This is a genomic window from Bacillus sp. 22190 (assembly GCF_052045575.1).
In the GTDB taxonomy this organism is placed as follows: domain Bacteria; phylum Bacillota; class Bacilli; order Bacillales; family Bacillaceae; genus Bacillus; species Bacillus altitudinis.
The window spans coordinates 298,609-324,747 of record NZ_JBQEPF010000002.1 but is presented as its reverse complement, the minus strand read 5'-3'; the positions used below and the strand labels follow the sequence as shown (position 1 = coordinate 324,747).

24 protein-coding genes are annotated in these 26,139 nt (G+C 42.0%); 2 read left to right on the top strand and 22 right to left on the bottom strand.

The annotated features are described in order from the left end of the window. The first annotated feature begins 119 nt into the window (after window positions 1–119). Entirely contained in the window at window positions 120–1,013 is an 894-nt protein-coding gene (locus ACTJKA_RS04590) for a YegS/Rv2252/BmrU family lipid kinase (protein ID WP_125590462.1), read from the top strand. Between the two features lie 14 nt (window positions 1,014–1,027). Here the strand turns inward: ACTJKA_RS04590 and ACTJKA_RS04585 are convergent, their stop codons facing one another. The 9 genes from ACTJKA_RS04585 to ACTJKA_RS04545 form a co-directional block, all read right to left on the bottom strand. Continuing rightward, on the bottom strand, window positions 1,028–1,321 hold the full coding sequence (locus ACTJKA_RS04585; RefSeq protein ID WP_008342236.1) for a YesK family protein: 294 nt from the start codon (window positions 1,319–1,321) through the stop codon (window positions 1,028–1,030). A 68-nt stretch (window positions 1,322–1,389) separates the two neighbouring features. Beyond that, window positions 1,390–2,646: a dihydrolipoamide acetyltransferase family protein gene (locus tag ACTJKA_RS04580; protein WP_336749939.1), complete on the bottom strand. Its 1,257-nt coding sequence runs from the start codon at window positions 2,644–2,646 to the stop codon at window positions 1,390–1,392. A 19-nt stretch (window positions 2,647–2,665) separates the two neighbouring features. Next, window positions 2,666–3,649 carry an alpha-ketoacid dehydrogenase subunit beta gene (locus ACTJKA_RS04575; RefSeq protein ID WP_007501148.1) on the bottom strand — a complete coding sequence of 328 codons (984 nt, stop codon included), beginning with the start codon at window positions 3,647–3,649 and terminating at the stop codon, window positions 2,666–2,668. Between the two features lie 12 nt (window positions 3,650–3,661). Further along, a complete protein-coding gene (locus tag ACTJKA_RS04570; RefSeq protein WP_017367570.1) occupies window positions 3,662–4,654 on the bottom strand; it encodes a thiamine pyrophosphate-dependent dehydrogenase E1 component subunit alpha in 993 nt (330 codons plus the stop codon). Between the two features lie 17 nt (window positions 4,655–4,671). Further along, complete coding sequence (lpdA, locus tag ACTJKA_RS04565; RefSeq protein WP_017367571.1) at window positions 4,672–6,096, bottom strand: dihydrolipoyl dehydrogenase; 1,425 nt, start codon at window positions 6,094–6,096, stop codon at window positions 4,672–4,674. Continuing rightward, window positions 6,086–7,207: a butyrate kinase gene (gene buk / locus ACTJKA_RS04560; protein WP_017357958.1), complete on the bottom strand. Its 1,122-nt coding sequence runs from the start codon at window positions 7,205–7,207 to the stop codon at window positions 6,086–6,088. Before buk ends, lpdA begins: the two co-directional genes overlap by 11 nt. A 33-nt stretch (window positions 7,208–7,240) precedes the next feature. Then, window positions 7,241–8,335, bottom strand: coding sequence for a branched-chain amino acid dehydrogenase (bcd, locus tag ACTJKA_RS04555; RefSeq protein WP_007501155.1), 1,095 nt, complete (start codon window positions 8,333–8,335; stop codon window positions 7,241–7,243). A 25-nt stretch (window positions 8,336–8,360) separates the two neighbouring features. Beyond that, window positions 8,361–9,254 carry a phosphate butyryltransferase gene (gene yqiS / locus ACTJKA_RS04550; RefSeq protein WP_008342231.1) on the bottom strand — a complete coding sequence of 298 codons (894 nt, stop codon included), beginning with the start codon at window positions 9,252–9,254 and terminating at the stop codon, window positions 8,361–8,363. A 125-nt stretch (window positions 9,255–9,379) separates the two neighbouring features. Beyond that, window positions 9,380–11,452 carry a sigma-54 interaction domain-containing protein gene (locus tag ACTJKA_RS04545; RefSeq protein ID WP_017367572.1) on the bottom strand — a complete coding sequence of 691 codons (2,073 nt, stop codon included), beginning with the start codon at window positions 11,450–11,452 and terminating at the stop codon, window positions 9,380–9,382. Between the two features lie 149 nt (window positions 11,453–11,601). Here ACTJKA_RS04545 and ACTJKA_RS04540 point away from each other — a divergent pair, with 149 nt between their 5' ends. After that, complete coding sequence (locus ACTJKA_RS04540) at window positions 11,602–11,838, top strand: DUF2627 domain-containing protein (RefSeq protein WP_017357960.1); 237 nt, start codon at window positions 11,602–11,604, stop codon at window positions 11,836–11,838. Window positions 11,839–11,871: 33 nt separating this feature from the next. On the opposite strand, the gene ACTJKA_RS04535 is transcribed toward ACTJKA_RS04540, so the two are convergent. From ACTJKA_RS04535 to nusB, 13 genes are all read right to left on the bottom strand, one after another. Further along, window positions 11,872–12,609, bottom strand: coding sequence for a glycerophosphodiester phosphodiesterase (locus ACTJKA_RS04535; RefSeq protein WP_125590456.1), 738 nt, complete (start codon window positions 12,607–12,609; stop codon window positions 11,872–11,874). A 226-nt stretch (window positions 12,610–12,835) separates the two neighbouring features. Then, complete coding sequence (locus ACTJKA_RS04530; RefSeq protein ID WP_019743381.1) at window positions 12,836–13,936, bottom strand: Rap family tetratricopeptide repeat protein; 1,101 nt, start codon at window positions 13,934–13,936, stop codon at window positions 12,836–12,838. Window positions 13,937–14,385: 449 nt separating this feature from the next. Further along, window positions 14,386–15,189, bottom strand: a complete 804-nt coding sequence (spo0A, locus tag ACTJKA_RS04525) for a sporulation transcription factor Spo0A (RefSeq protein WP_008342226.1) — start codon at window positions 15,187–15,189, stop codon at window positions 14,386–14,388. Window positions 15,190–15,472: 283 nt separating this feature from the next. Beyond that, window positions 15,473–16,750, bottom strand: coding sequence for a SpoIVB peptidase (spoIVB, locus tag ACTJKA_RS04520; protein ID WP_440607639.1), 1,278 nt, complete (start codon window positions 16,748–16,750; stop codon window positions 15,473–15,475). 198 nt (window positions 16,751–16,948) lie between these two features. Beyond that, entirely contained in the window at window positions 16,949–18,682 is a 1,734-nt protein-coding gene (recN, locus tag ACTJKA_RS04515; RefSeq protein ID WP_171465570.1) for a DNA repair protein RecN, read from the bottom strand. 34 nt (window positions 18,683–18,716) lie between these two features. Continuing rightward, entirely contained in the window at window positions 18,717–19,166 is a 450-nt protein-coding gene (gene ahrC, locus ACTJKA_RS04510; RefSeq protein WP_007501163.1) for a transcriptional regulator AhrC/ArgR, read from the bottom strand. A gap of 161 nt (window positions 19,167–19,327) precedes the next feature. Next, window positions 19,328–20,182 carry a TlyA family RNA methyltransferase gene (locus ACTJKA_RS04505; protein WP_079920613.1) on the bottom strand — a complete coding sequence of 285 codons (855 nt, stop codon included), beginning with the start codon at window positions 20,180–20,182 and terminating at the stop codon, window positions 19,328–19,330. After that, the gene (gene dxs, locus ACTJKA_RS04500; protein ID WP_171465571.1) at window positions 20,179–22,080 is read right to left on the bottom strand and encodes a 1-deoxy-D-xylulose-5-phosphate synthase; all 1,902 of its coding nucleotides are present in this window, start codon (window positions 22,078–22,080) and stop codon (window positions 20,179–20,181) included. The genes ACTJKA_RS04505 and dxs overlap by 4 nt, the downstream gene beginning before the upstream one ends. Before the next feature lie 151 nt (window positions 22,081–22,231). Next, entirely contained in the window at window positions 22,232–23,128 is an 897-nt protein-coding gene (locus ACTJKA_RS04495) for a polyprenyl synthetase family protein (RefSeq protein ID WP_206761467.1), read from the bottom strand. Then, window positions 23,112–23,372 carry an exodeoxyribonuclease VII small subunit gene (locus ACTJKA_RS04490; protein WP_003215880.1) on the bottom strand — a complete coding sequence of 87 codons (261 nt, stop codon included), beginning with the start codon at window positions 23,370–23,372 and terminating at the stop codon, window positions 23,112–23,114. Before ACTJKA_RS04490 ends, ACTJKA_RS04495 begins: the two co-directional genes overlap by 17 nt. Continuing rightward, window positions 23,356–24,714: an exodeoxyribonuclease VII large subunit gene (gene xseA / locus ACTJKA_RS04485; RefSeq protein ID WP_017357964.1), complete on the bottom strand. Its 1,359-nt coding sequence runs from the start codon at window positions 24,712–24,714 to the stop codon at window positions 23,356–23,358. The genes ACTJKA_RS04490 and xseA overlap by 17 nt, the downstream gene beginning before the upstream one ends. Before the next feature lie 70 nt (window positions 24,715–24,784). After that, window positions 24,785–25,636 (bottom strand): bifunctional methylenetetrahydrofolate dehydrogenase/methenyltetrahydrofolate cyclohydrolase FolD, encoded by an 852-nt coding sequence (gene folD, locus ACTJKA_RS04480; RefSeq protein ID WP_007501171.1) that lies wholly within the window; start codon window positions 25,634–25,636, stop codon window positions 24,785–24,787. 14 nt (window positions 25,637–25,650) lie between these two features. Next, window positions 25,651–26,043 (bottom strand): transcription antitermination factor NusB, encoded by a 393-nt coding sequence (gene nusB / locus ACTJKA_RS04475; protein ID WP_008342218.1) that lies wholly within the window; start codon window positions 26,041–26,043, stop codon window positions 25,651–25,653. Window positions 26,044–26,139: the final 96 nt, after the last annotated feature.

Here is a 26,139-nt window from a genome sequence, read left to right as displayed (position 1 = left end):
AAGGAAAACGCCGGCGGGCAAATGTCTTGTTTCGCACCCTTCACTTTTTTCAAACGTCGTTTATGACCTGTGGAATTGGGGAAAAGTGATAGTAAAGTGATGAAAGGGAGAACTGCGTGATGGCACAATTCAAAAAAGCGATACTCATTTATAACGGAAATGCTGGACAAAAAAACATGGAAAAAACACTAGGTCAAACAGTGCCTCTTCTTTCTTTACATATTGATGAACTCATCCTTAAGCCTACAAAACAGCCGAATGATGCCTATCATTTCTGCCGTGAGATGGATGAGTCGGTTGAATTGCTGATTATACTAGGTGGAGACGGAACCGTCCATGAATGTATGAATGGAATTGGCGGTTTAGAAAAAAGGCCGACTGTAGCGATCTTACCTGGCGGGACGTGCAATGACTTTTCTAGAACGCTGGGCATCCCTCAGCAGATGCCAAAGGCCGCTCAAATGGTGATAGATGGCACTGAAAAAAAGGTCGATTTAATCAAAGCAGAGGATCGATACCTTTTAAATTTTTGGGGGATTGGTCTCATCGCAGATACCTCAAACAATATTAATGATAAAGAAAAAGCTGTCCTCGGAAAAATCAGCTACTTCACGAGCGCTCTTCGAACCCTTCAGCAGACAGAACCTTTCTATGTACGCATTGAAACGGAAGAGGAAAACTGGGAAGAAGAAGCTGTGATTGTCCTTGTCATGAATGGGCACTTTATCGGTACAAATAAAATAGATCTGCCAAATGCTTCAATTGATGATGGAAAAGTCGAAATTTTAATTTGCAGAAATACGAGTTTCTCTGCTTTAAAAGAGATTTTTTCAATGAACCGTGAAGAGCTAGAGGATTTTAAAGGTGACCTGTCTCTTATACAAGCATCCAGCATTCATATTCATACTAAAGAGGAAATGGATGCAGATACAGATGGAGAAGTATACATGACCGCTCCTTCTTCCCTTGAAGTATTAAAACAGCATTTGACCTTTATCGTTCCAGCAGAATAAAGAAAACGCCTGCATCATTTCGATGCGGGCGTTTTTTTGATATAACGTCTGTATAAATATTCAAGTGCATACCCTAGCAGTGTACCTATCAGAAGGGAAATGCCTAATAAACTATTGGCGACTCCTTTAAATCCACCTATCATCAACAAGCAATAGGCGATTTGAATGATTGAAACGATCGATATGATGAGCAGTAAGCGTTCAGGATGATTGCGTGATTTGGAAATATACCGAAGAAAAGCGAACGCAATGGCTGTGATAAACATCAGACCGATCGTAAGAAAAGCAAAAAAATCTAGTCCAGACATCTCATGGCTCCTTTCTGATTGATATGGAAATCCCCCTCTCATTGTGAGAAGGGGACATATAAATGAGCTTAATAGACGGACGTCTCTTCGTCAATGCCTTCAAGAATTTGTTTAATTCTTTGCAGGAATCTACCGCATACAAGACCATCGAGTACTCTATGATCTAATGAAAGACAAAGATTCACCATATCTCTCGCGGCAATCATACCATTTACAATCATCGGGCGCTTTACAATAGATTCTACTTGTAAAATGGCTGCTTGCGGATAGTTAATGATCCCCATTGATTGAACCGAACCAAATGATCCTGTGTTGTTCACAGTGAAAGTGCCGCCTTCCATGTCACTTTGCTTCAGTTTGCCTTGTCTGACCTTGAAAGCAAGTTCATGAATTTCTTTGGCGATTCCCTTAATCGTTTTCTCATCCGCATCTTTAATCACTGGGACAAAAAGAGCGTCATCTGTCGCAACAGCAATGGAGACATTGATCGCTTTCTTTTGAACAATTTTATCACCAGCCCACATGCTGTTCATTTCAGGGAATTCCTTTAAGGCCTGAGCCACTGCTTTGACAAAGAACGCAAAGAACGTCAAATTAAAGCCTTCTTTTGCTTTGAATTGATCTTTTAGCTGATTTCTTCTTGTCACAAGGTTTGTCACATCCACTTCCATCATCGTCCAGGCATGTGGAATTTCATGCTTGCTTCTTAGCATGTTTGCGGCAATCGCCTGTCTAATCGGAGTGACCGGCAGTTCAACATCTCCAGGCATTGAAGGGATGGAAGGAGCTGCTTTTCCTTGTGTCGACTGAGCAGGCTCTTTTTGACTTGTTCTTTCACTAGCAGGTGCTGCTGTTTCTTTTGCGCCTCCACTTTCGACAAGCTTCAGCAAATCTTTTCTTGTGATTCTGCCGCCAGCTCCCGTTCCTTGAACAGTCGCTAAATCAATTCCGTGCTCATCTGCTAAACGCAGGACTGCCGGAGAGTATCGTTTCTTTTGACTCTGATCCACATTTGTTTGGTCAGGTTCTGGTGCTTCATCTTGCGCAGGCGCCTCTTCTATTTTCGCACTCTGCTGCGCACTGCCTTCTACTTCAATTTCACAAAACACTTCTCCTACTTGAAGTGTATCACCCTCTGCAGCCGCTAGTTTAGTGATTGTTCCTGTAAAGGATGACGGAACCTCTGCATTTACTTTATCTGTCATGACTTCCGCAATCGGATCGTATTTATTCACATGATCGCCAGGTGAAACGAGCCATTTGCTAATGGTTCCTTCTGTTACACTTTCACCAAGCTGAGGCATTTTCATTTGTTCAGTTGCCACTTTGAAACCCTCCTCTTTCTTAAAACGCCGCTAGTTCTCTCATTTCAGCTTCTACCTTATCCGGATTAACCATGAAGAATTTCTCCATTGTCGGTGCATAAGGCATTGCAGGGATATCAGGTCCTGCTAGACGTTTAATTGGCGCATCTAAATCAAACAAGCAGTGCTCTGAAATGATGGCAGCTACTTCACTCATGATGCTTCCTTCTTTTGTATCTTCTGTTAACAAGAGTACTTTCCCTGTTTTTGATGCCGCTTCAATAATCGCTTCTTGATCAAGCGGGTACACTGTACGTAAATCGAGAATATGAGCAGAAATTCCGTCCTTCGCAAGGCGCTCTGCTGCTTGGAGGGCAAAATGAACACAAAGGCCATATGTAATGACCGTAATGTCATCGCCTTCTCGTTTCACATCCGCTTTTCCAATAGGGAGCGTATAATCCTCTTCAGGCACTTCTCCTTTAATGAGACGGTATGCACGTTTGTGTTCAAAGAACAATACAGGATCTGGATCACGCACTGCGGCTTTTAACAACCCTTTGACATCATAAGGTGTAGAAGGCATCACAATCTTTAAGCCTGGCTGATTGGCAAAAATGGCTTCGACAGATTGTGAATGATAAAGCGCCCCGTGTACGCCGCCCCCGTAAGGAGCACGAATGACCATTGGGCAGCTCCAATCATTATTGGAACGATATCTAATTTTTGCAGCCTCTGAAATGATTTGGTTGATGGCTGGCATAATAAAATCCGCAAATTGCATCTCCGCGATCGGACGCATTCCATACATAGCAGCCCCAATACCTACACCTGCAATCGCTGATTCGGCAAGAGGTGTATCCATGACGCGCGCTTCTCCAAATTGCTCGTAAAGACCCGCTGTTGCTTTAAATACGCCGCCTTTTTTCCCGACATCCTCTCCGAGCACAAACACTTTCGGATCTCGCTCCATTTCTTCTTTCATCGCTAGTGTAATAGCGTCTATATATGACATAACAGGCATTTTTCTTCCCCCTTACTCCGCATACACGTAACGAAGTGCGCTTTCTGCATCGGCATAAGCTGCGTTTTCCGCTTCATCAGTGGCTTCGTTTACGATTTGCATGATTTCTTTTGTCATCTCTTCTTTCATTTCAGAAGTCATGACATTTCCTTCGATTAAGTACGTTTCATATTGAATGAGCGGATCTTTCTTTCTTGCTTCGAGCACTTCTTCTTTTTCTCGATAGCTAGAATCATCGTCATCACTTGAATGCGCAGTTAACCGGTAAGAAATGGTTTCGATCAATGTTGGGCCTTCGCCTCTTGCCGCACGGTCTCTCGCTTCTTTGACCGCTGCATACACTTCAAGCGGATCATTTCCATCAACCGTCACACCCGGCATTCCATACCCTATTGCACGATCTGAAATACGCTCACATGCCACTTGTTTGTCATACGGGACAGAAATCGCATACTTATTGTTTTCACACATGAAAATAACAGGTAGCTTATGCACCGCAGCAAAGTTGGCGCCTTCGTGAAAGTCTCCTTGGTTTGAAGAGCCTTCACCGAACGTGACAAAGCTAACAAAATTCTTTTGCTCTAGACGCCCGGCAAGTGCGATGCCAACCGCATGAGGAACCTGTGTTGTCACAGGCGATGATCCAGTCACAATTCGGTTTGATCTTTGCCCAAAATGACCTGGCATCTGTCTCCCGCCTGAGTTTGGATCGTCTTTTTTCGCAAAACCAGACATCATTAAATCTTTCGCCGTCATCCCGAATGCAAGGACAACCCCCATATCACGGTAATAAGGTAAAACGTAATCCTCTTCCCTATTGAGGGCAAAAGCGGCACCGACTTGCTGCGCTTCCTGTCCTTGACAAGAGATGACGAATGGAATTTTTCCAGAACGGTTTAAAAGCCACATCCGTTCATCAATTTTTCTTGCTAAAAGCATGGTTCTATATATGTCAATCGCTTGTTCATCTGATAATCCTAATTCCTGATGACGCATGTTACTCATCATGTTTCCCTCCTTGATTAAAAATGGATCGCCTTTCCGTCAACAGCCAGTGCTGCCTCGCCAATTGCTTCTGACAAGGTTGGGTGCGGGTGGATCGTCTGCCCCACTTCCCACGGAGTTGCATCTAATACTTTGGCTAATCCAGCTTCAGATATCATATCTGTTACATGAGGACCAATCATATGAATCCCTAAGATATCATCTGTCTTTTGGTCAGCAATGATTTTGACAAATCCATCAGACTCTCCAAATACAAGCGCTTTTCCGATGGCCATAAAGGGAAACTTCCCAATCTTGACTTCGTAGCCTTGCTCTTTTGCCGCCTGTTCAGTCAGTCCAACGCTAGCGGTTTCTGGGTGAGAGTACACACATTTAGACACGAGCGTTTCATCAAGCGGCTTTGGATCTTGACCAGCCATATGTTCTACTGCAATCATGCCTTCATGTGATGCGACATGCGCCAGCTGAAGACCGCCAATGACATCACCTATTGCGTAAATATGCGACTCTTTCGTTTGGTAATGCTCATTCACGACAATGCCATGATTTTCTGTCTGGATGTCCGTGTTTTCAAGACCTATGCCTTCCACGTTTGGCACTCGGCCAACTGAAAGAAGCAGTTTCTCTGCTTCAAACGACTGAGTGTCTCCACCTTGTTCCACTTGGATCTTGACCAGATTCTCATGCTTTTCGGCAGTATCTGGCAGAACCTTCGCATTTGTCACTAAGGTGATGCCCTTTTTCGTTAAAAGCTTTTCCATTTCTTTAGAAATATCTTGATCCTCTGTTGGCAAAATGCGATCTGCAAATTCGATCACTGTGACTTTTACGCCAAAATCGTTAAGCATGGAAGCCCATTCGATCCCAATCACGCCTCCGCCGACAATCAGCATGGACTGAGGGAGTTCTTGCAGTTCAAGTGCTTCGTCTGATGTAAGGATGTGTGTTCCATCCGCTTCAAGTCCGGGCAGGACGCGCGGTCTTGATCCAGTCGCAATGATGACCTGCTTAGGAATCAGCATTTCATTTTCATCGCCATTCGCCATTTCTACCGAGATGGTGCCCGGCATTGGCGAAAAAATCGAAGGGCCTAGGATACGGCCTATTCCTTCGTATACATCAATTTTCCCTTGTTTCATTAAATGTTTGACGCCGCCTGCTAATTTGTCGACAATCTCTGTTTTTCTTTTTTGTACGCTTGCAAATTGTAAGGCAATTCCGCTTGCTTCAACGCCAAAATCAGCGGCACGTTTGACCGTTTGATAGACTTCTGCACTTCTAAGCAGCGCTTTAGATGGAATACAGCCTTTATGAAGACATGTTCCACCGAGCTTTGATTTTTCTACGACTGCTGTTTTCAATCCAAGTTGAGAGGCACGAATGGCCGCTACATAGCCGCCTGTGCCTCCACCAAGAATGACGAGGTCATATTCAGTTGCCATGACTTGTCACTCCTTTCTCCGCCTTTTGATCATTTGGGTATTCTTTTGGTGATTCTTCTTCTTTTAAAATGCGAAGCGCCCCTTCTGCTAAGGATTGCAATTCATTTTCACCTGGGTACACAACAACATCTGAAATCCAGTCAATGTATCCTCTAATGCTTGACGTAATTTGTTTGCTGTAGGCAAGGCCGCCTGTTAACACAATGACGTCTACAGCTCCTTTTAAGACCGCACTAGCCGCACCAATTTCTTTGGCAATTTGATAGCACATCGCTTCATAAATAAGCGCCGCACGCTCATCGCCTGCTTCAATCATTCGCTCTACTTTTACTGCATCTGTCGTACCAAGATAGCCCGCAAGACCGCCTTCGCCAATAATGCGTTTGAGCATTTCCTCTTGCGAATATTCACCAGAAAAGCATAAATTAACAAGGTCACCTGTTGGAAGAGTACCTGCCCGCTCTGGGCTGAAAGGACCCTCGCCATGAAGACCGTTATTCACATCAATGACTTTTCCTTTTTGATGTACACCAATCGTAATTCCGCCGCCCATATGGGTAATGATCATGTTCAAATCTTCGTAACGCTTTCCAAACGAAGCAGCCGTTTTTCTTGCGACTGCTTTTTGATTTAACGCATGAAAAATGCTTTTCCGCTCAATTGTTGGCAGTCCTGAAATACGAGCAATCGGCTGTAGTTCATCTACGACTACGGGATCAACAATAAAAGCTGGGATGTTAAGGCCAAGTGCAATTTCTCGGGCAATAATTCCGCCTAGATTAGAGGCGTGCTGGCCAGCATACCCTTCTTTTAGATCTTCAACCATTTGCTCATTTACTTCATATGTGCCACCTTCAATCGGACGAAGAAGACCACCGCGAGCGCAAACTGCATCAAACTTTGAGATGTTCATCCCCTGTTCATGCAGTGTTTTTAAAATGGTTTCTTTACGGAATGAAAATTGATCAATGATATGAGGAAACTGCTTGATTTCCTCATCTGTATGTCTTAATGTCGTTTCAAAAATAGATCGTTCATTATGAAACACACCGATTTTTGTTGAGGTAGAGCCAGGATTAATCGTGAGTATACGCCATTCTTTTGTCAGCAAAAACAAAACCTCCGTTTCAACTCATTCATCCATTTAGCGACGACTTAAAATATGTTGACCATTTTGCAGGAATTGGCTTCTTGATTTGCGCATTCTTTCAATCCGCTCTTCAGCCAATCGGTCTGCCGCTTTATAAGTTGGAATGGCATCACGGTTAGAGATTTCAATCACTCGCTCAATGTTTTGGTAAATGCCTTCTACTTTTTTCATTGCACGATCTGCATTATAGCCATAAAGCTCATCTGCAACGTTAATCACACCGCCTGCATTGATCACATAATCCGGTGCGTACACAATGCCCATTTCATGAATAAGATCTCCATGATGAGTTTCTCTCAGCTGGTTATTCGCTGCACCTGCGATGACTTTTGCCTTTAATTTAGGAATCGTCACATCGTTAATGGTTGCACCGAGTGCACATGGTGCGTATATATCACATTCTTGATCATAAATATCATCAGGGTCTACCGCTTTTGCACCGAAGTCTTCTACAGCTCGCTGAACTGAGTCTTTGTTGATATCAGTGACGATAAGCTGTGCGCCTTCTTCATGCAGGTGTTTACATAGGTTGTAAGCCACGTTTCCAACACCTTGAACGGCAATTGTTTTTCCTTCTAATGAGTCTGTACCGAATGCTGCTTTTGCAGCTGCTTTCATGCCTTTATATACACCGTAAGCAGTCACTGGAGATGGGTTTCCTGAAGAACCAAATGCAGGAGAGATGCCTGTGACAAAGTCTGTTTCTTCATGGATAAGATCCATATCTTCTACCGTTGTACCGACATCTTCAGCAGTGATATAACGGCCATTTAATCCTTGAATGTAACGGCCAAAAGCACGGAACATTTCTTCATTCTTGTCTTTTCTCGGATCACCAATGATGACCGTTTTACCGCCGCCAAGGTTAAGCCCTGCCGCCGCATTTTTATAAGTCATACCTCTTGCAAGACGCAAGGCATCTTCGATCGCTGCTTCTTCATTTTCATATGTCCACATTCTTGTTCCGCCGAGTGCTGGCCCAAGTGTTGTATCATGAATGGCAATGATGGCTTTTAAACCAGACTGTTCATCCTGACAAAATACAAGCTGTTCATAATCGTATCGTTCCATATATTTAAAAAGTTCCATTTTCTATTCCTCCTAATACTTTCGCTTAATTAGATGTACAGATGGCAAGTGCAATTGAATAGAGCTTGCTTTCAGCTGAATCAGACCGGCTTGTTAAAGCAATCGGTGCTTTCGCTCCTGCCACCACAGCTCCCACTTTTGCATGAGCAAAGTAGATGAGAGATTTATAAAGAATGTTGCCTGCTTCAATGGTCGGCACAAGCAAAATATCTGCATGACCAGCCACATCACTCGTAATATTTTTATGAGAAGCTGCCGTTTGAGAAATGGCATTATCTAAAGCAAGCGGCCCATCAATCAGGCAGCCAGAAATTTGACCTCTTCGATTCATTTGCGCAAGACTTGCAGCTGTGAGCGTCGAATCCATCGCTGGGTTTACGACTTCTACCGCTGATAATACCGCCACTTTGGGCATATCATTTCCGACAGCTTGTGCGACTTGAACGGAATTCACCGTAATTTCTTTCAGCATATTTAAATCAGGCGCAATGTTCATCGCAGAGTCCGTCACATAGATAAAACGGTCAAAGCCCGGTACTTCGAAGGCTGCAACATGTGAAAGGACACTCGCTGTCCGAAGCCCATATTCTTTATTTAGGACAGCTTTTAACAGTACGGCTGTCGGGACATGCCCCTTCATGAGAATATCTGCATGATTTTCACTTACTGCCTGAACGGCAATTTTGGCAGATTCTTCGGGTGAATCTGAATGAATAATATCTATCCAGTCTTCATTAATCTCATGCTGTTTGACTAGCTCCTTTAGGTTGCGTTTGTTTCCAACCAGCAGGAAGCGAGCGACTTTTCGTTCGATTGCCATTTTGATGGCATGAAGCACTTCTTCGTCTTCTGCATGAGCCACAGCCGCTGTTTTATTCTGCAGCTGCGAGGCTTTGATAATCAGATCGTCAAGCTTCATACTTGCCCACCTTTCCTTGTGCTCGGTTCCTCTTTTTATATGCAAGTTCCGTGCCAGCTTGAAATGTGTGAAAAATAAGCCTTTCCGCAAAGAAATCATGCAATTTCTTGCAGGTTACGTGCATGTTACTGCATGCTATCTTTTGCAAGCTGATACTTATCCATTTTATAGTAAAGATTTCGAATGCTGATCCCTAACGTTTTCGCTGTTTTTGTGCGATTGAATTGATGTTTTTCAAGGGTTTGTTTGATCAACTGCGCTTCAAATGCTTCTACAGCATCCGAAAGCGTCTCCCCCTCAAATTGACTAACAGCCAGTTCCTGCTGCTCTTTTTCCTCATGCTCGTCTGACTCCATGAAGGCGATATGCGCTTCATCGATCCATTCTTCTTGCGGATTCAAAAAGATCATCGCTCGTCCAAGGACATTTTCAAGCTCTCTCACGTTGCCTGGCCAGCTATATGATCGAAGTCTATGAAGCGCACGATCTGTTAAGCCGCTGACGTTTCGCCCATAATCTAAATTGATCTTTTGGATGAGGCGTTTACTTAATGATTCAATATCTTCGAGACGCTGCCTGAGCGGTGGGATCGATATCGGGTATCTGTTCATTCGATAATATAAATCCTCTCTGAACTTCCCTTCTGCCATCGCCTTTTCAATATTGACATTTGTCGCTGTGATCACACGCACATCGACCGGTATCGCTTTCGTTCCGCCTACCCGAACAATTTCTTTTTCTTGCATGACACGCAGCAATTTCGCTTGTGTACTTGGCGTCATTTCACCGATTTCATCTAAAAAGATGCTGCCTTGATTGGCTTCTTCAAACAGCCCTTTTTTCCCGCCTCGCCTTGCACCAGAAAACGCTCCTTCCTCGTAGCCAAACAGTTCTGACTCTAAAAGAGTTTCTGATAAGGCAGCACAGTTGACACGGACAAAGCGGTTGTACTTGCGATCACTTTCATTGTGAATGGCATGTGCAAACAGCTCTTTCCCAGTACCTGATTCTCCGCGGAGTAAAATGGTTGCCGGCGTTTTTGCACCCAGCTTTGCCTGCTCAAGTGCGACAAGCATTTGTTCACTTTCTCCAATAATGTCTTCAAATGTGTACTTTGCTTCAAGTGTTCGGATGAGCTGTCTTGCTTTATTTAATTCATTCGTCAATGATTGAATTTCGGATACATCGTGAATGACGCCGACACTGCCTTTTAGAATGCCGTCCACAATAACAGGTGCTACATTGACGATGACATCTTTTTTATTTGGACCAACCTTCATTCTGACGCCACGAACAGGTCTTCTTGTTTCAAGCACCTTTAAGTGCATGCTTTCCCCTTCGGAAATATCAGCTCCTGCTGGTTTACCCACGACCTCTTTATCCGTTAAACCGGTCATTTTCGTATAAGCACGGTTGATCAAAATACCTTTTCCCTGCTCATCGACAACCGATATGGCTTCATCTGATGATTGAATAATCGCCTCAAGCATCGTTCTTACTTCTTTGAGGTTTGTCACTTCTTCCGCAAGCTCCACCGCATCTGTTATGTCTTTAAAGATCGATAAAGCACCTAACATTCTCCCCGCGTCATCAATAATCGGCAGACGGGTGGTCACAATTTGAATTTGCTGATTCAAAAATTGCTTTTGGTTAAATTCCGGCTCCCTTGACCTTAATATATCGGGAAGTTTCGTGTTCGGAATCACTTCTCGAATGTGACGGCCAATCGCATCCTTTTGCGAACACCCCACCATTTTGGCAGCCGATCGATTAAACAGGACCACTTCTTCATCCATATTAATAAAAATCATGCCATCATTCGTTGCATTAAAAATGCGGTCATGTTTATAGGTTTGTTCCTTCAATATTTGAATAAGCTGTTGTTTCTCTGCCATTAATTCTGACATGACGTATGCCATCGAGCTTGGCACAATCACAGCATGCTCTGGTTTTTGTTCAATTAATTCTTTCAGTACAGCAGAACTGCCTGTGGTTTCAATGATGATATCAATGTCATCTTTTATGTATTCTTTCCAATCCGTCGTCGTCTCAATTCCATTCTTTTTCGCTTCATCCATCCCCGGTGCCTCGAGATCAAGGTCGGCGATCGCAATGATTTGAACCGTATTTGTTTTCAGCAATGTTTCAAGCAGTGCTGATCCACCTTGTCCTGCACCGACAATCAAGACTCTCTGCATCCCGTTACCCCTTTATATGAAAAATTTTGCACACCATATTTTTCCGTTGCAAAAAATTGCACAACACCTATATTACCACGTTTTCCTTTCTTGACAAAATATTTTTTGAATTAGACAATGGAAGTAAATGACGTTTAAGGGGACATTTGATGGGGAGAATACTGGCATTAGTGATTATTTTAATACCTGGAGCCTTTGCAGCACTTGGCATTAAGCTGCTGCGTGACACTGTTTTCGGCATCATCATTGCACCATTTCCATATTTATGGCTGCAAGGAATTGCAGGGTTGTTATTTTTAGGGGGAGGTCTTTATGTTGTTGCAGGATTTATTTTATATAGAGACCGTAAACGAAATAAAGTAACAACTCGTTTTAAGCAAAGGTAATCATGAAAAAGACCCGCTGTTGATAGCGGGTCTTTATTTCATTTCTTCTCTTATTTTGACGGCTCGATCAGGAAAATCTGTAAAGATTCCATCAACACCCAAGGTCAACATATTTTTTATTTGCTTCTCACTGTTTACAGTAAACGGTCTAATCACTTGTTGGTCCGCATGGAGAGCGGCTACTACTTCTTTTGTCACCCCAGCGCCCTTTATATTCGGATGGTAGCCCTTTGCCGGGATTGTTTTTAAATACATGTCCGGCTGATGAATCACATCCATTGTGAGGACCGCCAGTTCAATGTGCGGCATTAGCTTGTGAAAAAGAGCTAAGCTGCCGTGATGAAATGATGAGACAAGCACTCGATCCTCTATTTGAAAGTGCTCAATTTGCTCTTTTACTTTCTCTTCAATCCCTGGATATCGATAAATAGAGTTTTTTAATTCAATGTTGATCATAAAGGATGGTCTCTGCGTCACTAGCTCTAATACTTCTTCTAATAGAGGAATGGAGACCGCACCCGTTTCTTCATAGAAAGAATGACTCGCATCTCCTCTTTTTAACTCTTCATATGTATAGTCTTTCACTAACCCTTTCATATTGGTCGTTCGGTTCAGCTTTTCATCGTGAATGACAGCTAGTCTGCCATCTTTGGTGAGCTGAACATCAAGCTCAATCCCATCCGCTCCAGAATGGAGTGCGTGCTCAAAGGCAATCATGGTGTTCTCTGGATAGTTTCCTTTAAAGCCTCTATGTGCAAAAATTTTCGTCATATGCCACCTCTAAATATAATGATTACCTATATTATGACGTGTCTTTTTTCGTTTTGCCAGTTTGAGCACATAAAAAAACCTCTTCTAATAAGAGAGAAGAGGTTGACAGGTAAATTCGATCACGTAATCGCTCTGATGGCTTGCTCTGTCGTCTCTGCGTCAAGAGCAAAAAGGGAAGAAACAACTGCGACTGCTGTAACGATTGTTACACCTAACAACAACTTTTTCATAAGATAACCTCCACTTTCTTTTGAAGTATTTGTGCATCGAATTTCTTTTCAAGAAAACGAATGGCATTTTGATAATCATTTCGTTCCTTGAAGTATTTCGATATTTGTTCAGACAAATCCTCAAGCTCCACATATAATCTATTTTTTTCTATGTAGTCTAATTTTTCAGAGAATACGTCTGCTGCTCCACTATTTTCGCACATCAAATCCAAAATTTCAAATTTTACTATATATTCATTATTTTGGATATCACAGCTATATTGAATCCCCTCTTTAATATATTCTTTCGCCTCATGATCTCCTAAATGAACTAAGGCATTTGCGAGAACATATAAAGATTGGATGAAATAATGGCTATTGTCGCGATGAATTTGAATGCTCATCCCTTTTTTGGCGTATTGCGCACTTTTTTCATAATCAGGTTTTGCGTAATAAAGAACCGCTAAATTGTGATAGCACTTCCCAATCAGCACTTCATTGTTAATGCGCTTACTTTTCTCAAGTGCCTCTTGGTACTTTTCCTCAGCTTCATCAAACTGTAGTAAATCAATACAGTTGCTTGCATGTAAAATTAAGCTGTCAATCGCCTGTGCGGTATATTCTTCATGCGCTTTAAACGTATCAATGGCTTTTTTAATATGATTAATGGAAATGAAATTTTGCTTCAGTTCGTAATAAATGGAAGCGACTTTATGATGAAAAGTTCCTACTTCAAGATCTTCATTCACACGTTTTAGCCGCTGCTCAGCAATCTTATAAAAACTAATCGCCTCATCATATTTTTTGACATAGGCAGCATATTGGCCTTTATAAAAGTAAAAATAAAAATTAATAATGTCATCTGCTTTTTCATCCAGCGTTCCGACACTTTTCATAATCTGATTGGCTTTTTCAATATTTCCAAGTAACATTTCATGTCTGCCGTCGACTAGCTGATAATAAAGAAGAACTTCTCGATCCTCATCTGTATTTTTTAGCAAATTCTGAATTTTCTCTTTATAGACAGCAGATTTTTCTAGGTCATTCTGAGAAATGACCCTCGTCCACTTGCTAATTTCGTTCGCAACCTCAGCAGAGTGGATTTTCAGCTTTCCCATAACCTCACCCTCTTCTTTTCATTATTATAGCATAGTAAAAGAATGTGAAAATTATTAAATTCGACAATGGGAATATTCAGTTCAAATGGCACAATCTCTAAGAAGCCAGTGACTTTAAAACGCCAACCAATCGGGTCAATAGAAATAGAACTTTCGATCTCATTTACTTTATTTACTAATTACATAAGACCTTTTCCTCTCATCCTTTTTCTTATGAATGAGCGTTTTCTTCTTCTATAAGCCAATTGATTAGCGTAGCTGATTACCACTATTTTATGTCCTATTCATTTCTTTCATGCTTTATTTTTCATTTTATTCTGAAAATAAAGCAGCCCGTTTGTCCAATTTAAACATTAAAGATGATTTTATCAACATAACCATTTTTTAGCAATATTTTACGAAAATAAAAAAACGCCTCATTGAAGAAACGTTTTTTTATGGAAGGTGACTTAGCTTGCTCTATGCTCTAAACGCAGTCGATCAGCCACCATGGCAATAAATTCGGAATTGGTCGGTTTGGCTTTTGACATGCTGACTGTGTAGCCAAAGAGTGACGAAATGGAGTCAATATTCCCTCTGCTCCAAGCCACTTCAATGGCATGACGAATCGCTCGTTCTACCCTGCTGGCTGTCGTGTTAAATTTCTTTGCAATGTCTGGGTACAATACTTTTGTAATACTGCCGAGTAGTTCAATATCATTGTACACCATCGAAATGGCTTCTCTTAAGTATAAATAACCTTTAATATGAGCTGGCACGCCAATCTCATGAATAATCGTCGTAATGCTCGCATCTAAGTTCTTACGTTTCGGTTCAGGTTTGCTGCGAAGGACACTGTTTTGGATAGATGAAGATCGATGGCTGACTTGTGTGCCGTTTCCACTGACTTGACGAATATGACCTACGAGGTTTTCCATATCGAATGGTTTCAAAATGAAATAGGATGCGCCCAAATCGACTGCTTTTTTCGTTACGTCTTCTTGTCCGAAAGCCGTCAGCATAATGACACTTGGCTGTTTGGTCATTTCATTGTTTTCACGGAGGCGTTCCAGTACAGCAAGACCGTCTAAATGAGGCATGATAATATCTAAGAGGAGAACGTCGGGCTCTTTATCTTTAAATAATGTCAGACATTCCTGACCATTATACGCCACGCCAAGTACTTCCATATCTTCCTGTCCCTCAATATACTCTGTCAAAAGGCCAACAAGTTCTCGATTGTCATCAGCTACACACACTTTAATTTTCTCCACGTTCTTTCCTCCCCAATGTCGATTCCTTAGTCTTTTGCATTTCTCTTCTGAGTGTTCAATTCGACAAAACCATGCTATCCCCTTTAAAAAAGTTTAATTTTCCGAATAATAGAGCATTATCTAGCTTTTTCTACGTTTTTCTTAATGAATCGACGATTATTGCAATTTGACAACACACTGTTTTCCATTTTGTCGAAAAATCTCTTTTTCCTTATTTTATAACATGATGGAAGAGAAAGAAAGGGTAGAAAAAAACTGCCGGAAAATTCGCGGCAGTTTTTCATCAGCTTGCTTTTTTGTTTTTTTGATAAAGATCAATTCCTGCTTCTGACAGCATCCATTCAATGTGTACGCCGTATCCGCTTGTCGGGTCATTGACGAACACGTGAGTGACCGCTCCAATGACTTTGCCATTTTGGATGATCGGACTTCCGCTCATTCCTTGAACGATCCCGCCCGTTTTGCTTAATAAGCGTTCATCTGTTACTTTAAGCACCATTCCTTTTGTTGCCGGGAATTTTTGTGGTGTTGTGCTGACGATTTTAATATCAAATTTCTCTACTTTATCATGGTCCACAACCGTTAATATTTCGGCTGGACCTTCTTTTACTTCATTTGATAATGCGACTGGAAGTGGTTTGTCTGCTACATGATTTTCAAGTTTTTCGGTTAACGTACCAAATATACCGAATGGACTGTTACATGAAATATCACCTATCGTTTTTCTTTCGGAAGAAAACCTAGCCAATTTTTCTCCAGGGTTGCCTCCTGTCCCTTTTTCAATGGATGTGACGGTTGATCTGACAATTTCACCATTGTCGACTACGATTGGTTTTTTTGTATCCATGTCAGAAATCACATGCCCAAGGGCGCCATATTTTTTAGAAGATGGTTCAAAGAAGGTCATCGTCCCGATTCCTGCTGCGGAATCACGAATATAAAGACCGATTCGATAAGTACCTTCACTTGCATCTTTCGCGGGTGTTAGTGTCGTTTGAAAGGTTTTATGGTCTCTTTTTATGAGTAAATGAAGGGTTTCCCCCGTTTTTCCGGCTTTCTGAATAAATGGGGTGAGGTCATTCATCTTCTCCATTTTCTGACCATTGATCTCAATGATCATATCCCCTGATTGAATGCCTGCAGCTTCACCTGGTGATTTTTTGCCGTCTGCTGTTGTGATTTGATGAAAACCGACAACGAGAACTCCGACAGAATGGAGTTTGACGCCAATGGATTGTCCTCCAGGAATGACTTTTAATTCGGGAAGAACATCGACTTTTGTTTTCTTAATAGGAAATCCTTTAAAATCATAAACAATTTCGGCTTTTCCCGCCTTTTGTCCCGTTACTTCAAGTTGATTCTTTTTCTCTGAAAGACTAAAGGCTGGTGAAGAAGCATTGGCTGACGCTTCAATGGATGTATCAATCGAATGCTTCTCGTGTTCAAATACTGCGACAGTTGTTGGAATGCTGATATATTCCTTCACTATGCTCATAAACCCTGTACTTATTAAAGAAACAAGGAGAATCACACCAATGGCTTTTCTCATCTTTTCGGGCATTCATTTTTCACTCTCCTCGCTCCTTACCCACACCAGAACATTAATGTTTTGGCTACATCTTTACTTTTGCCTTCTTAGCGAGGATTTATAACCGACACCTTTAGAAAATGATTGGATAAATTGATAAAAGAAAAAGACGATTTCATGCGTATATACGGTGATTATGAGACAATATAAAAAAGGCAGCTGTTGTTTCAGCTACCCTGTCGTTTTGACATCATTTGCTTGGTGCAGTAATTCTTTTGCATGCTGTTTTGTGAGCTCAGTGACTTCTACACCAGCAATCATTCGGCCAATTTCACTCACTTTTTCATCATCACTGAGTGGTTTGACGTTCGTCATTGTTCTACCAGCTTTAGCGCGTTTAGAAATAAAAAGATGTGTATCAGCCATTGCTGCAACTTGCGGCAGATGGGTAATACAGAGTACTTGTGAGCCTGCTGCTACTTTATAAATTTTTTCAGCAATGGCTTGTGCGACTCTGCCGCTAACGCCCGTATCCACTTCATCAAATATAATGGACGTCACTTCTTGTTTCGCTGAGAAAATACTTTTCACTGCCAGCATGACACGTGAAATTTCTCCTCCAGATGCTACTTTTGACAAAGATTTCATCGGTTCACCCGGATTTGTAGAAATGACAAATTGCGCTTGATCTATGCCATTTTTCCCGAGCTGTACGGGTTTTCCATCTAAAAGCGGGCAGTCCGTACTGCCAAAAGGTGCATATCGAATCGTAAAAGCGGTATCAAAAGAAGACTTCTCCATATATAAATCCTTCAATTCAGTTTGAATGTGCTTCGCCAGTTTTTTCGCCCATTTTTTACGGAGCTCTGACACGTTAAGCGCTTCAAGCAATGCATCCCGGCTTATCGCATCAAGTTTGTTTTTAAGTGTCTGCAAATGGCTGTCCCGATTTTGGATTTGGTCTATCTCCTCTTCAATCTTAGCCGCATATTCTAAAATTTCCTCAACGGTTGTGCCGTACTTTCGCTTCAGCTGCTTCATCTCATTTAGCCTAGACTCAATAAAATCAAGACGGGCTGGGTCAAATTCTAATTGGTCAAGCATGCTGCGCATTTGAAAAGTAGAATCTTCTAATAAATAATAGGAGTTTGACACTTGCTCAGAGAGCTTTTTCAGATCGTCGTTGATCTCAGAAACTTGCTCAAGCTCGCTTGAAGCCATCCCAACCCAATCAAGTCCTCCCTGCTCATTACGCAGAGCATTATATGCGTTTTGAAGTGAGGAAAAGATTTTTTCAAAATTGCTGATTTGATGACGTTCCTCTTGAAGCTTCTCATCTTCCCCAGGCTCTAATTGTGCCGCTTCAATCTCTTCCAGCTGAAATTGCAATAAGTCTAACCGGTGAACCATTTCCTGTTCATTTTCAGACAGCTGTTTGAGTTTTTGCGCCGTCTTCATATATTGATCATACGCTTCTTGATACTGCGAGAGAGCAGGTGCAATTTCTTCTGCTCCAAATTGATCAAGCAAATTTAAATGATTTTCATCTTCCATTAACAGCTGATTATCGTGCTGTCCATGTATATCAAGCAAAAGCCGGCCAACTTCTCTTAAAAGCGAGATGGTGACAAGCTTACCATTAATGCGGCAAATGCTTTTCCCGCTTTGATTGATATCACGGCGAAGAATCATCATTTCATCAGATGCATCAATTCCTTGCTCCTCGCAAAGAGCAAATACAGGATGATCTGCTGGTACAAGAAAAAGACCTTCCAGCTCTGCTTTTTTTTCACCATAACGGACAAATTCGGATGATCCTCTTCCCCCTACGAGAAGTGAGACAGCGTCAATCATGATTGATTTTCCGGCACCTGTTTCCCCTGTTAGAACTGTGAGTCCTTTTTCAAACGAAACCGTTAACTCCTCAATGATTGCAAAGTTTTTAATGGTTAGTTCTGCTAACACTCATTTGACACCTCTTTTTGTAAACCTGATCTCTTTATAGAAGTTCTAAAATTTTAGACGAAACGGTATCCGTATCATCTGGCGTGCGGCAAATGATTAAGATGGTATCATCCCCACAAATGGTTCCCATAATTTCTTCCCAATCTAAATTATCCATTAAAGCACCGATGGCTTGAGCGTTCCCAGGCATTGTTTTTAGAACGATTAAATGACTGGCAGCATCCATTTTAATAAATGCGTCCATTAAGGAACGCTTTAGTTTTGATAGCGGGTTAAACCGCTGATCTGCAGGAAGGCTGTATTTATATGTTCCATTATTTGTTGGCACTTTGACTAAATGCAGTTCTTTGATATCTCTTGATACGGTCGCCTGTGTGATGTTATATCCATCCGCTTTCAAAATATCGACTAATTCGTCTTGTGTTTCGATTTCTTGGCTTGCGATAATTTCTCTAATCTTAATATGTCTTTGACCTTTGTTCATTTTGACCCCCCTAGGCGTTAGAATCTCAGTTTGTCTTTACGTTCTATGTTATATGATGCACACTTCAAAAAACAAGCATTACGTGAGAAACGGTCAATTCTGATCTTTTGACCATGTAAAAAGGAATAATAGCGAGCTATTATTCCTTTTGTTTCAATAATTCATGTGTCAGCCTGCTCAGGACTGTTTTTCTTTTCTTTCAATACGGCATGGGCTTCTTTGACGACTTTTTCAAGTTCAGATACTGGAAGTGCCGTATTCTCTTCTTGATCGGGATGCAGGACCAAGTGGAGGAGAAATTCAATATTTCCATCTCCGCCTGTAATCGGTGAAAACGAAACATCCTTTACATCATAGCCTTCTTTTGCAGCAAATTGATTCATTTCTTCTAGCACACCAAGGTGTACAGAAGGTTCTCGCACAATGCCTTTTTTTCCAACAAGCTCTCTGCCCGCTTCAAACTGCGGCTTCACTAGCGCAATACAATCGCCGCCTGGGATAAGAATATGCTTTAGTGCGGGAAGAATGAGTTTGAGCGAGATAAATGATACATCAATAGATGCAACCTCTGGTAATCCTTCGGTGAAATCTGCCGGAACAGAATGGCGGAAGTTGGTGCGTTCCATGACGATCACCCGATCATCCTGTCGTAATTTCCACGCAAGCTGATTGTAGCCAACATCCACAGCATAGGATTTGACTGCCCCATTTTGGAGTGCGCAATCTGTAAATCCCCCTGTTGATGAGCCGATATCAATTAAAAGCTTTCCTTCAACGGTTAAATCAAATTCTTGAAGTGCCTTTTCGAGCTTTAGCCCACCTCGGCTAACATATTTGAGCGGATTCCCCTTCACAGTCAGCGGGGTATCACGAGCGATTTTTTCTCCTGGCTTATCCAAACGGTTTTCATTTGAGTAAACGATCCCTGCCATAATGGCGCGTTTTGCTTTCTCTCTCGTTTCCATTAGTCCTTGCTCGACTAATAAAACGTCAAGTCGTTCTTTCTTTGATGTCATGATCCAATTCCTTTTCTTGGTGCTGCGGGAAGCAGGTCACGTAATGTTTCAGCAACCTGTGTTTTCGTCAGTCCAATTTCCTCAAGTAGCGCATCGACACTTCCATGCTCAATAAATTCATCTGGAATGCCCATACGTTCTACTTTTATATGAGACGCTTTTTTGTCGTGAATATATTCTAATACGATGCTGCCAAATCCACCTTGAAGCACCGCTTCTTCTATTGTTAAAATTGGCAAACCTTCAGACAGTATCTCATTTAACATACCTTCATCAAGAGGCTTAATGAAACGTGCATTGACAACACGGATTGATTTACCTTCTTTTTGCAGTTCTTCTGCTGCCTGCAGCGCCATTTTAATGGTTGTACCGAATGTTAAAATGACAGCATCTTTCCCGGGACGAAGAACTTCCCAAGAACCAATTGGGATGGTTTTCAGCTGTTCATCCATTTTGACGCCTAGTCCATTTCCACGCGGGAAGCGCATGGCGATTGGACCATCATCATATTGAATGGCTGTGTTGACCATATGCTGTCCTTCATTTTCATCCTTTGGCATCATGAGAACCATATTCGGCATATGACGCATGAAAGCAATGTCAAACACACCTTGATGTGTTTCTCCATCTGCACCGACAAGACCTGCACGGTCAATTCCAATGAACACATTGAGATTTTGACGGCAAATATCATGCAACACTTGGTCATAGGCTCTTTGGAGGAATGTTGAATAAATCGCTAAAAATGGCTTCATGTCCTGTGTAGCAAGTCCAGCTGCCATTGTTGCAGCGTGCTGCTCTGCAATTCCAACATCAAACATTCGCTCTGGGAATTCTTTTGCAAACCCTTCAAGCTTTGAGCCAACAGGCATTGCAGGTGTAATCGCGACAATCCGCTCATCTTCCCGTGCCAGCTTTCTGACGGTTTCACTGACGAGACCACTCCATGACGGTGCGGCTGCTGTCGGTTTTACAAAGTCACCTGTGTCGATTTTGTATGGTCCTGTTCCGTGCCATGTGCCGATCTTATCAGATTCGGCCGGCTTATAGCCCTTTCCTTTTTTCGTGATGACATGAAGGAGAACCGGGCCTTTTGTTTTCTTTGCGTACTCAAGATTCTCAAACAAATCTTCATAGGAATGTCCATCTACTGGTCCTAAGTAAGTAAAACCCATTTCCTCAAAGAACATACCAGAGACAAGCAAATATTTCAGACTGTCCTTGATACGTTCTGCTGTTGCAGCAAGCTTCCCTCCTACTGCTGGGATACGCTTGAATAAGTATTCAAGCTCGTCCTTTACCCATTGGTATTTACCAGCTGTACGTAGTCTGCCAAGCATTGTATGGATCGCCCCAACGTTTGGCGCAATACTCATTTCATTGTCGTTTAAGATCACAATCATGTCTTTTTTTTCATCCCCGATATGGTTCAGTGCTTCTAACGCCATACCGCCGGTTAGTGCACCATCGCCGATAATCGGGAGAATGTATTCATCTGTTCCTTTAATGTCACGCGCTGCCGCCATTCCCATTGCACCAGATAATGAGGTTGAACTGTGTCCAGTTTCCCAAACATCATGTTCACTTTCATTTCGTTTAGGGAACCCGCAGAGCCCTTTATACTGACGAAGTGTATCAAACTCGGCGCCTCTTCCAGTTAACAGCTTGTGAACGTAAGACTGATGTCCAACATCCCAAAGAAATTTGTCTTTCGGGCTGTCAAATACTTTGTGAAGTGCAACAGTAAGTTCAACGACACCAAGGTTTGGACCAATGTGCCCACCAGAGTTCGCTAACGACTCAATTAAAAACGTGCGAATGTCCGCACTCAGCTCCTCTAATTCTGCATTTGACATTCCTTTTAGAAACGTTGGATTTTTTATTGATAAAAGATCCAATCAGGATCAACTCGCTTTCAACAAAATTTCTATCTACATATATAATGCCTTATTCCTATGAAAACCAATTCAGGGATAAGAGTTGTCTCATCATGATAAACTGTTTACAGTTTACCACAATTGCTCGAGGACCCTCAAATCTAGGCTGTTTTTAGTGATCTCGTGAGGCAATCAGATCGCATAAATCATGCAGCAAGTTTTGCTCCAACTCAAGATTTGAGACAATTTCTTTCGCACGAGTGATATGTTCATCCAGCTTTTCTTTTGCTCCTGAAAGCGTTAATAAAGAAGGATATGTCGACTTTTCATTTGCTGTATCGGAGCCGATCCGCTTTCCTATTTTCTCTTCGCTGCCTTCAAGATCTAAAATATCATCACGGATTTGAAAAGCAATGCCAATATGATAGCTGAATTCTCTCAGCTTTTCGATCTCATCATCAGGTGCACCTGCCAGTATCGCACCAGCAACCACACTAAAGGTGAGTAGCTTTCCTGTTTTGCGGGCATGAATCGATTCTAATTCAGAAAGAGGGATTTGTTTCTGTTCTGCTTCCATATCATCAAATTGCCCGCCAACCATTCCGAGTGCACCTGCTGATGTAACAAGTTCATCGATGATTCGAAGCTTTTGATCAGCAGGTACATCGTCAGATAATTGCGATGTAATCAGACGGAAGCTTTCAGTGAGCAGCGCATCACCTGCAAGAACAGCTGTTGCCTCGCCGTATACTTTATGGTTGGTCGGCTTTCCTCTGCGCAGATCATCATCGTCCATACAAGGAAGATCATCATGTATCAACGAATACGTATGAATCATTTCCACTGCACAGCCTACTGGTATACCGTCTTCTTCCCTTTTTCCATACGCATTTAAAAGAGCAAGAACAAGCACAGGACGCAGTCTTTTTCCGCCAGCTTTCAGAGAATAAAGCATAGAAGATTTCAGCTCTTCTGGAATAGACAATTCCTGCACATATGTAAATAAATAATCTTCAATTGCTTGTTTTCGTGTTGTTAAAAATTCGTTTAAGTTACTTGTCACCAGCATCTGCCTCCTTCACTGAAAAAGGAGCCAGTTCACCATCCTCTTTTAAAATGAAATCCATTTGCTTTTCAACATGCTGTAATTTTTCATGGCAAAGTTTTGAGAGTGTCATACCCTCTTGGAAATAGTGGATGGCTTGTTCAAGCGGTACATCGCCTTCTTCGAGCTTTCCCACAATCTCTTCAAGTCCTTTCATGGCCTCTTCAAATGTCATTTGTTCTTCTTTTTGTTTATTTGATTCTGTCATGATGATTGCCCTCCTTCTCAATAACCTCACAAATCAGACGTCCATCCTTCATTGTAATCGTCAGTTGATCCTTCGTTTCTACTTGATTCACACTTTTAATGAGCTCATCTTCTTTATAGGCTAAACTATAGCCTCTTTCCATGACTTGAAGCGGATTTAATGCATTTAGTTTACCAAGAACCGATTGGAACTGCGAATGAATTGTTTTCATTTGCACATTCATGCTCCGAACGAGCTGTTCTGTTTCATTGGCGTGACGTTTTTTCGCCTGAAGCAGCTGCTCTTTTGGATGAAGCGGCTTCAGTCTATATGTTTGGCGGTCAAGTTGACTGCGTTTTTGTTCCATTTGTCTTGTCAGCTGTTTTTGAAAACGATCAAATACCATATCAAATTGCTGCTCTTTTTGCTCTTGTAATCGCTTTGGAAAACGGAAAGCATAAGAGGATTGAAGTGCCACAAGACGGTCTTTTGCTTGTGACGTTCGATTTTTCACCGCTCTTGTTAACCGAATGTCGATTGATTTGATTCGTTCAATTAAATCAGCGGTGCTTGGAACAGCTAGTTCTGCTGCTCCTGTTGGTGTGGGTGCTCTCATGTCTGCAGTGAAATCACTAATGGTAAAGTCTGTTTCGTGCCCAACTGCAGAAATGATTGGAATGTCTGATGCGAAGATCGCTCTTGCGACTGCTTCTTCATTAAAGGCCCAAAGTTCTTCAATCGATCCTCCGCCTCTCCCGACAATCAAGACATCACAAAGCTGTTTTTCATTGGCTTCTTTAATCCGTTCCACAATCGAACGCGGAGCATTTTCTCCTTGGACTAATGCCGGAAGCACAATGATCTTGGCCTGCTGATAGCGCCGATTGATCGTGGTAATGACATCTCGAACAGCTGCTCCTGTTGGGGATGTAATGACACCAACAACCTCTGGAAATTCAGGAATTGTTTTTTTATAGCGCTCATCAAATAAGCCTTCACTTGCTAGTTTCTTCTTCAGCTCTTCATAGGCAAGATGAAGAGCACCAACACCATCAGGCTGCATTTCTTTTGCATATAATTGATAGCTTCCGCTCGGTTCGTAGACTTGAATTCCGCCACGTACGAACACTTTCATTCCGCTCTTTGGTGAAAAAGGCAGCTTGGACGCGGAGCGCTGGAACATAACAGCTTGCATACGTGCATTTTCGTCCTTTAAGGTGAAATAAACATGACCTCTTGAATGAATCTTCACATTTGATAACTCACCTTTGATCCAAATATCTTCTAAATGAGGGTCAACATCAAATTTTCTTTTTATGTATTTTGTAAGGGCTGTGACCGTCACAAAGGCTTTTTCACTCATGACGTATTCCTCCTCTTCAAAAACGCACATTCATCCACCGGCATCACGCAGGTGGATGAATGGATCAAGCTTATGATAATGTACGTTTTGCTGATTTAACCGTATTGTGTGCAAGCATCGTAATTGTCATTGGACCCACTCCGCCAGGGACTGGTGTGATGTAAGAAGCTTTTTCTTTTGCTGCTTCAAAGTCAACGTCCCCTACAAGTTTCCCCGTTTCTAGACGATTGACTCCTACATCAATGACAATCGCGCCTTCTTTAATTTGGTCAGCTTTAATAAAGTTTGCTCGACCGACGGCAACAACTAAAATGTCCGCTTTTAACGTATGTTCTGAAATGTTCGCCGTTCTTGAATGACAGTAGGTGACGGTTGCATTTTCGTTTAATAGCAATTGTCCAACTGGTTTGCCGACGATATTGCTTCGTCCTACAACGACCACTTCTTTTCCAGAGAGATCCACACCTGTTTTGTTCAATAATTCAACAATACCAGCTGGTGTGCAAGGGAGGAATGTGTCTTCTCCAAGTAGCATTTTCCCGATATTCAGCGGATGAAAACCATCTACGTCTTTCTCTGGTGAAATTCGTTCAATGACGGCTTTTTCAGAAATATGTTTTGGCAGTGGAAGCTGAACAAGAATTCCGTGGAATTGATCATTTGCATTGTACTGATCAATCATCTTTAGCAATTCCTCTTCTGTTAAAGAAGCATCTAAATGATCAAGCTGGAAATGCATGCCCATGGCTTCTGCTGCTTTTTTCTTCCCGCGTACGTAAGAAAGTGAAGCCGGATCATCACCGATTAGAATAACGGCAAGACCAGGTGTGACTCCTTTTTGTTTTAGCTCTTCTACTTCTTTTGCTAATTGTTCACGCTTTTCTTTTGCTGTTTCTTTCCCATCGATGATTGTTGCTGTCATGTCGAATCCTCCTATTACTGCTTTAGATCGTTTTTAATGTTTGAAAGTACACCATTTACAAATTTCGGCGCCTTATCGTCACCGAACAATTTAGCAAGTTCAATGGCTTCATTCATTGAAACACTCACCGGGATGTCTTCTTGATATACCATTTCGTACACAGACAGCCTTAAAATGGCTCTGTCTACGTTCGCAATACGATCAAGTTTCCAATTCACAAGATGCTGTGAAATCATGTCATCGAGCTTGTCCTTTTGTTCGAGCACACCGAAAACCAGTTCCTCGAAAAAAGGATCTGATTCTTGTTCATCCAGCGCATGTGTAATGGCCTCTTTCGGATCAATATTGCTGACATCAATTTGAAATAATGTTTGTAGCGCCTTTTCTCTTGCAGTTCTTCTTTTCATTATTTACTCCTTTAACCACTTTATCCGCTTGTCGTTAAGCCATACAGAGATCATAACATATTTTGACCGCAGTCGCACCAAGATCCATGCGAGCTG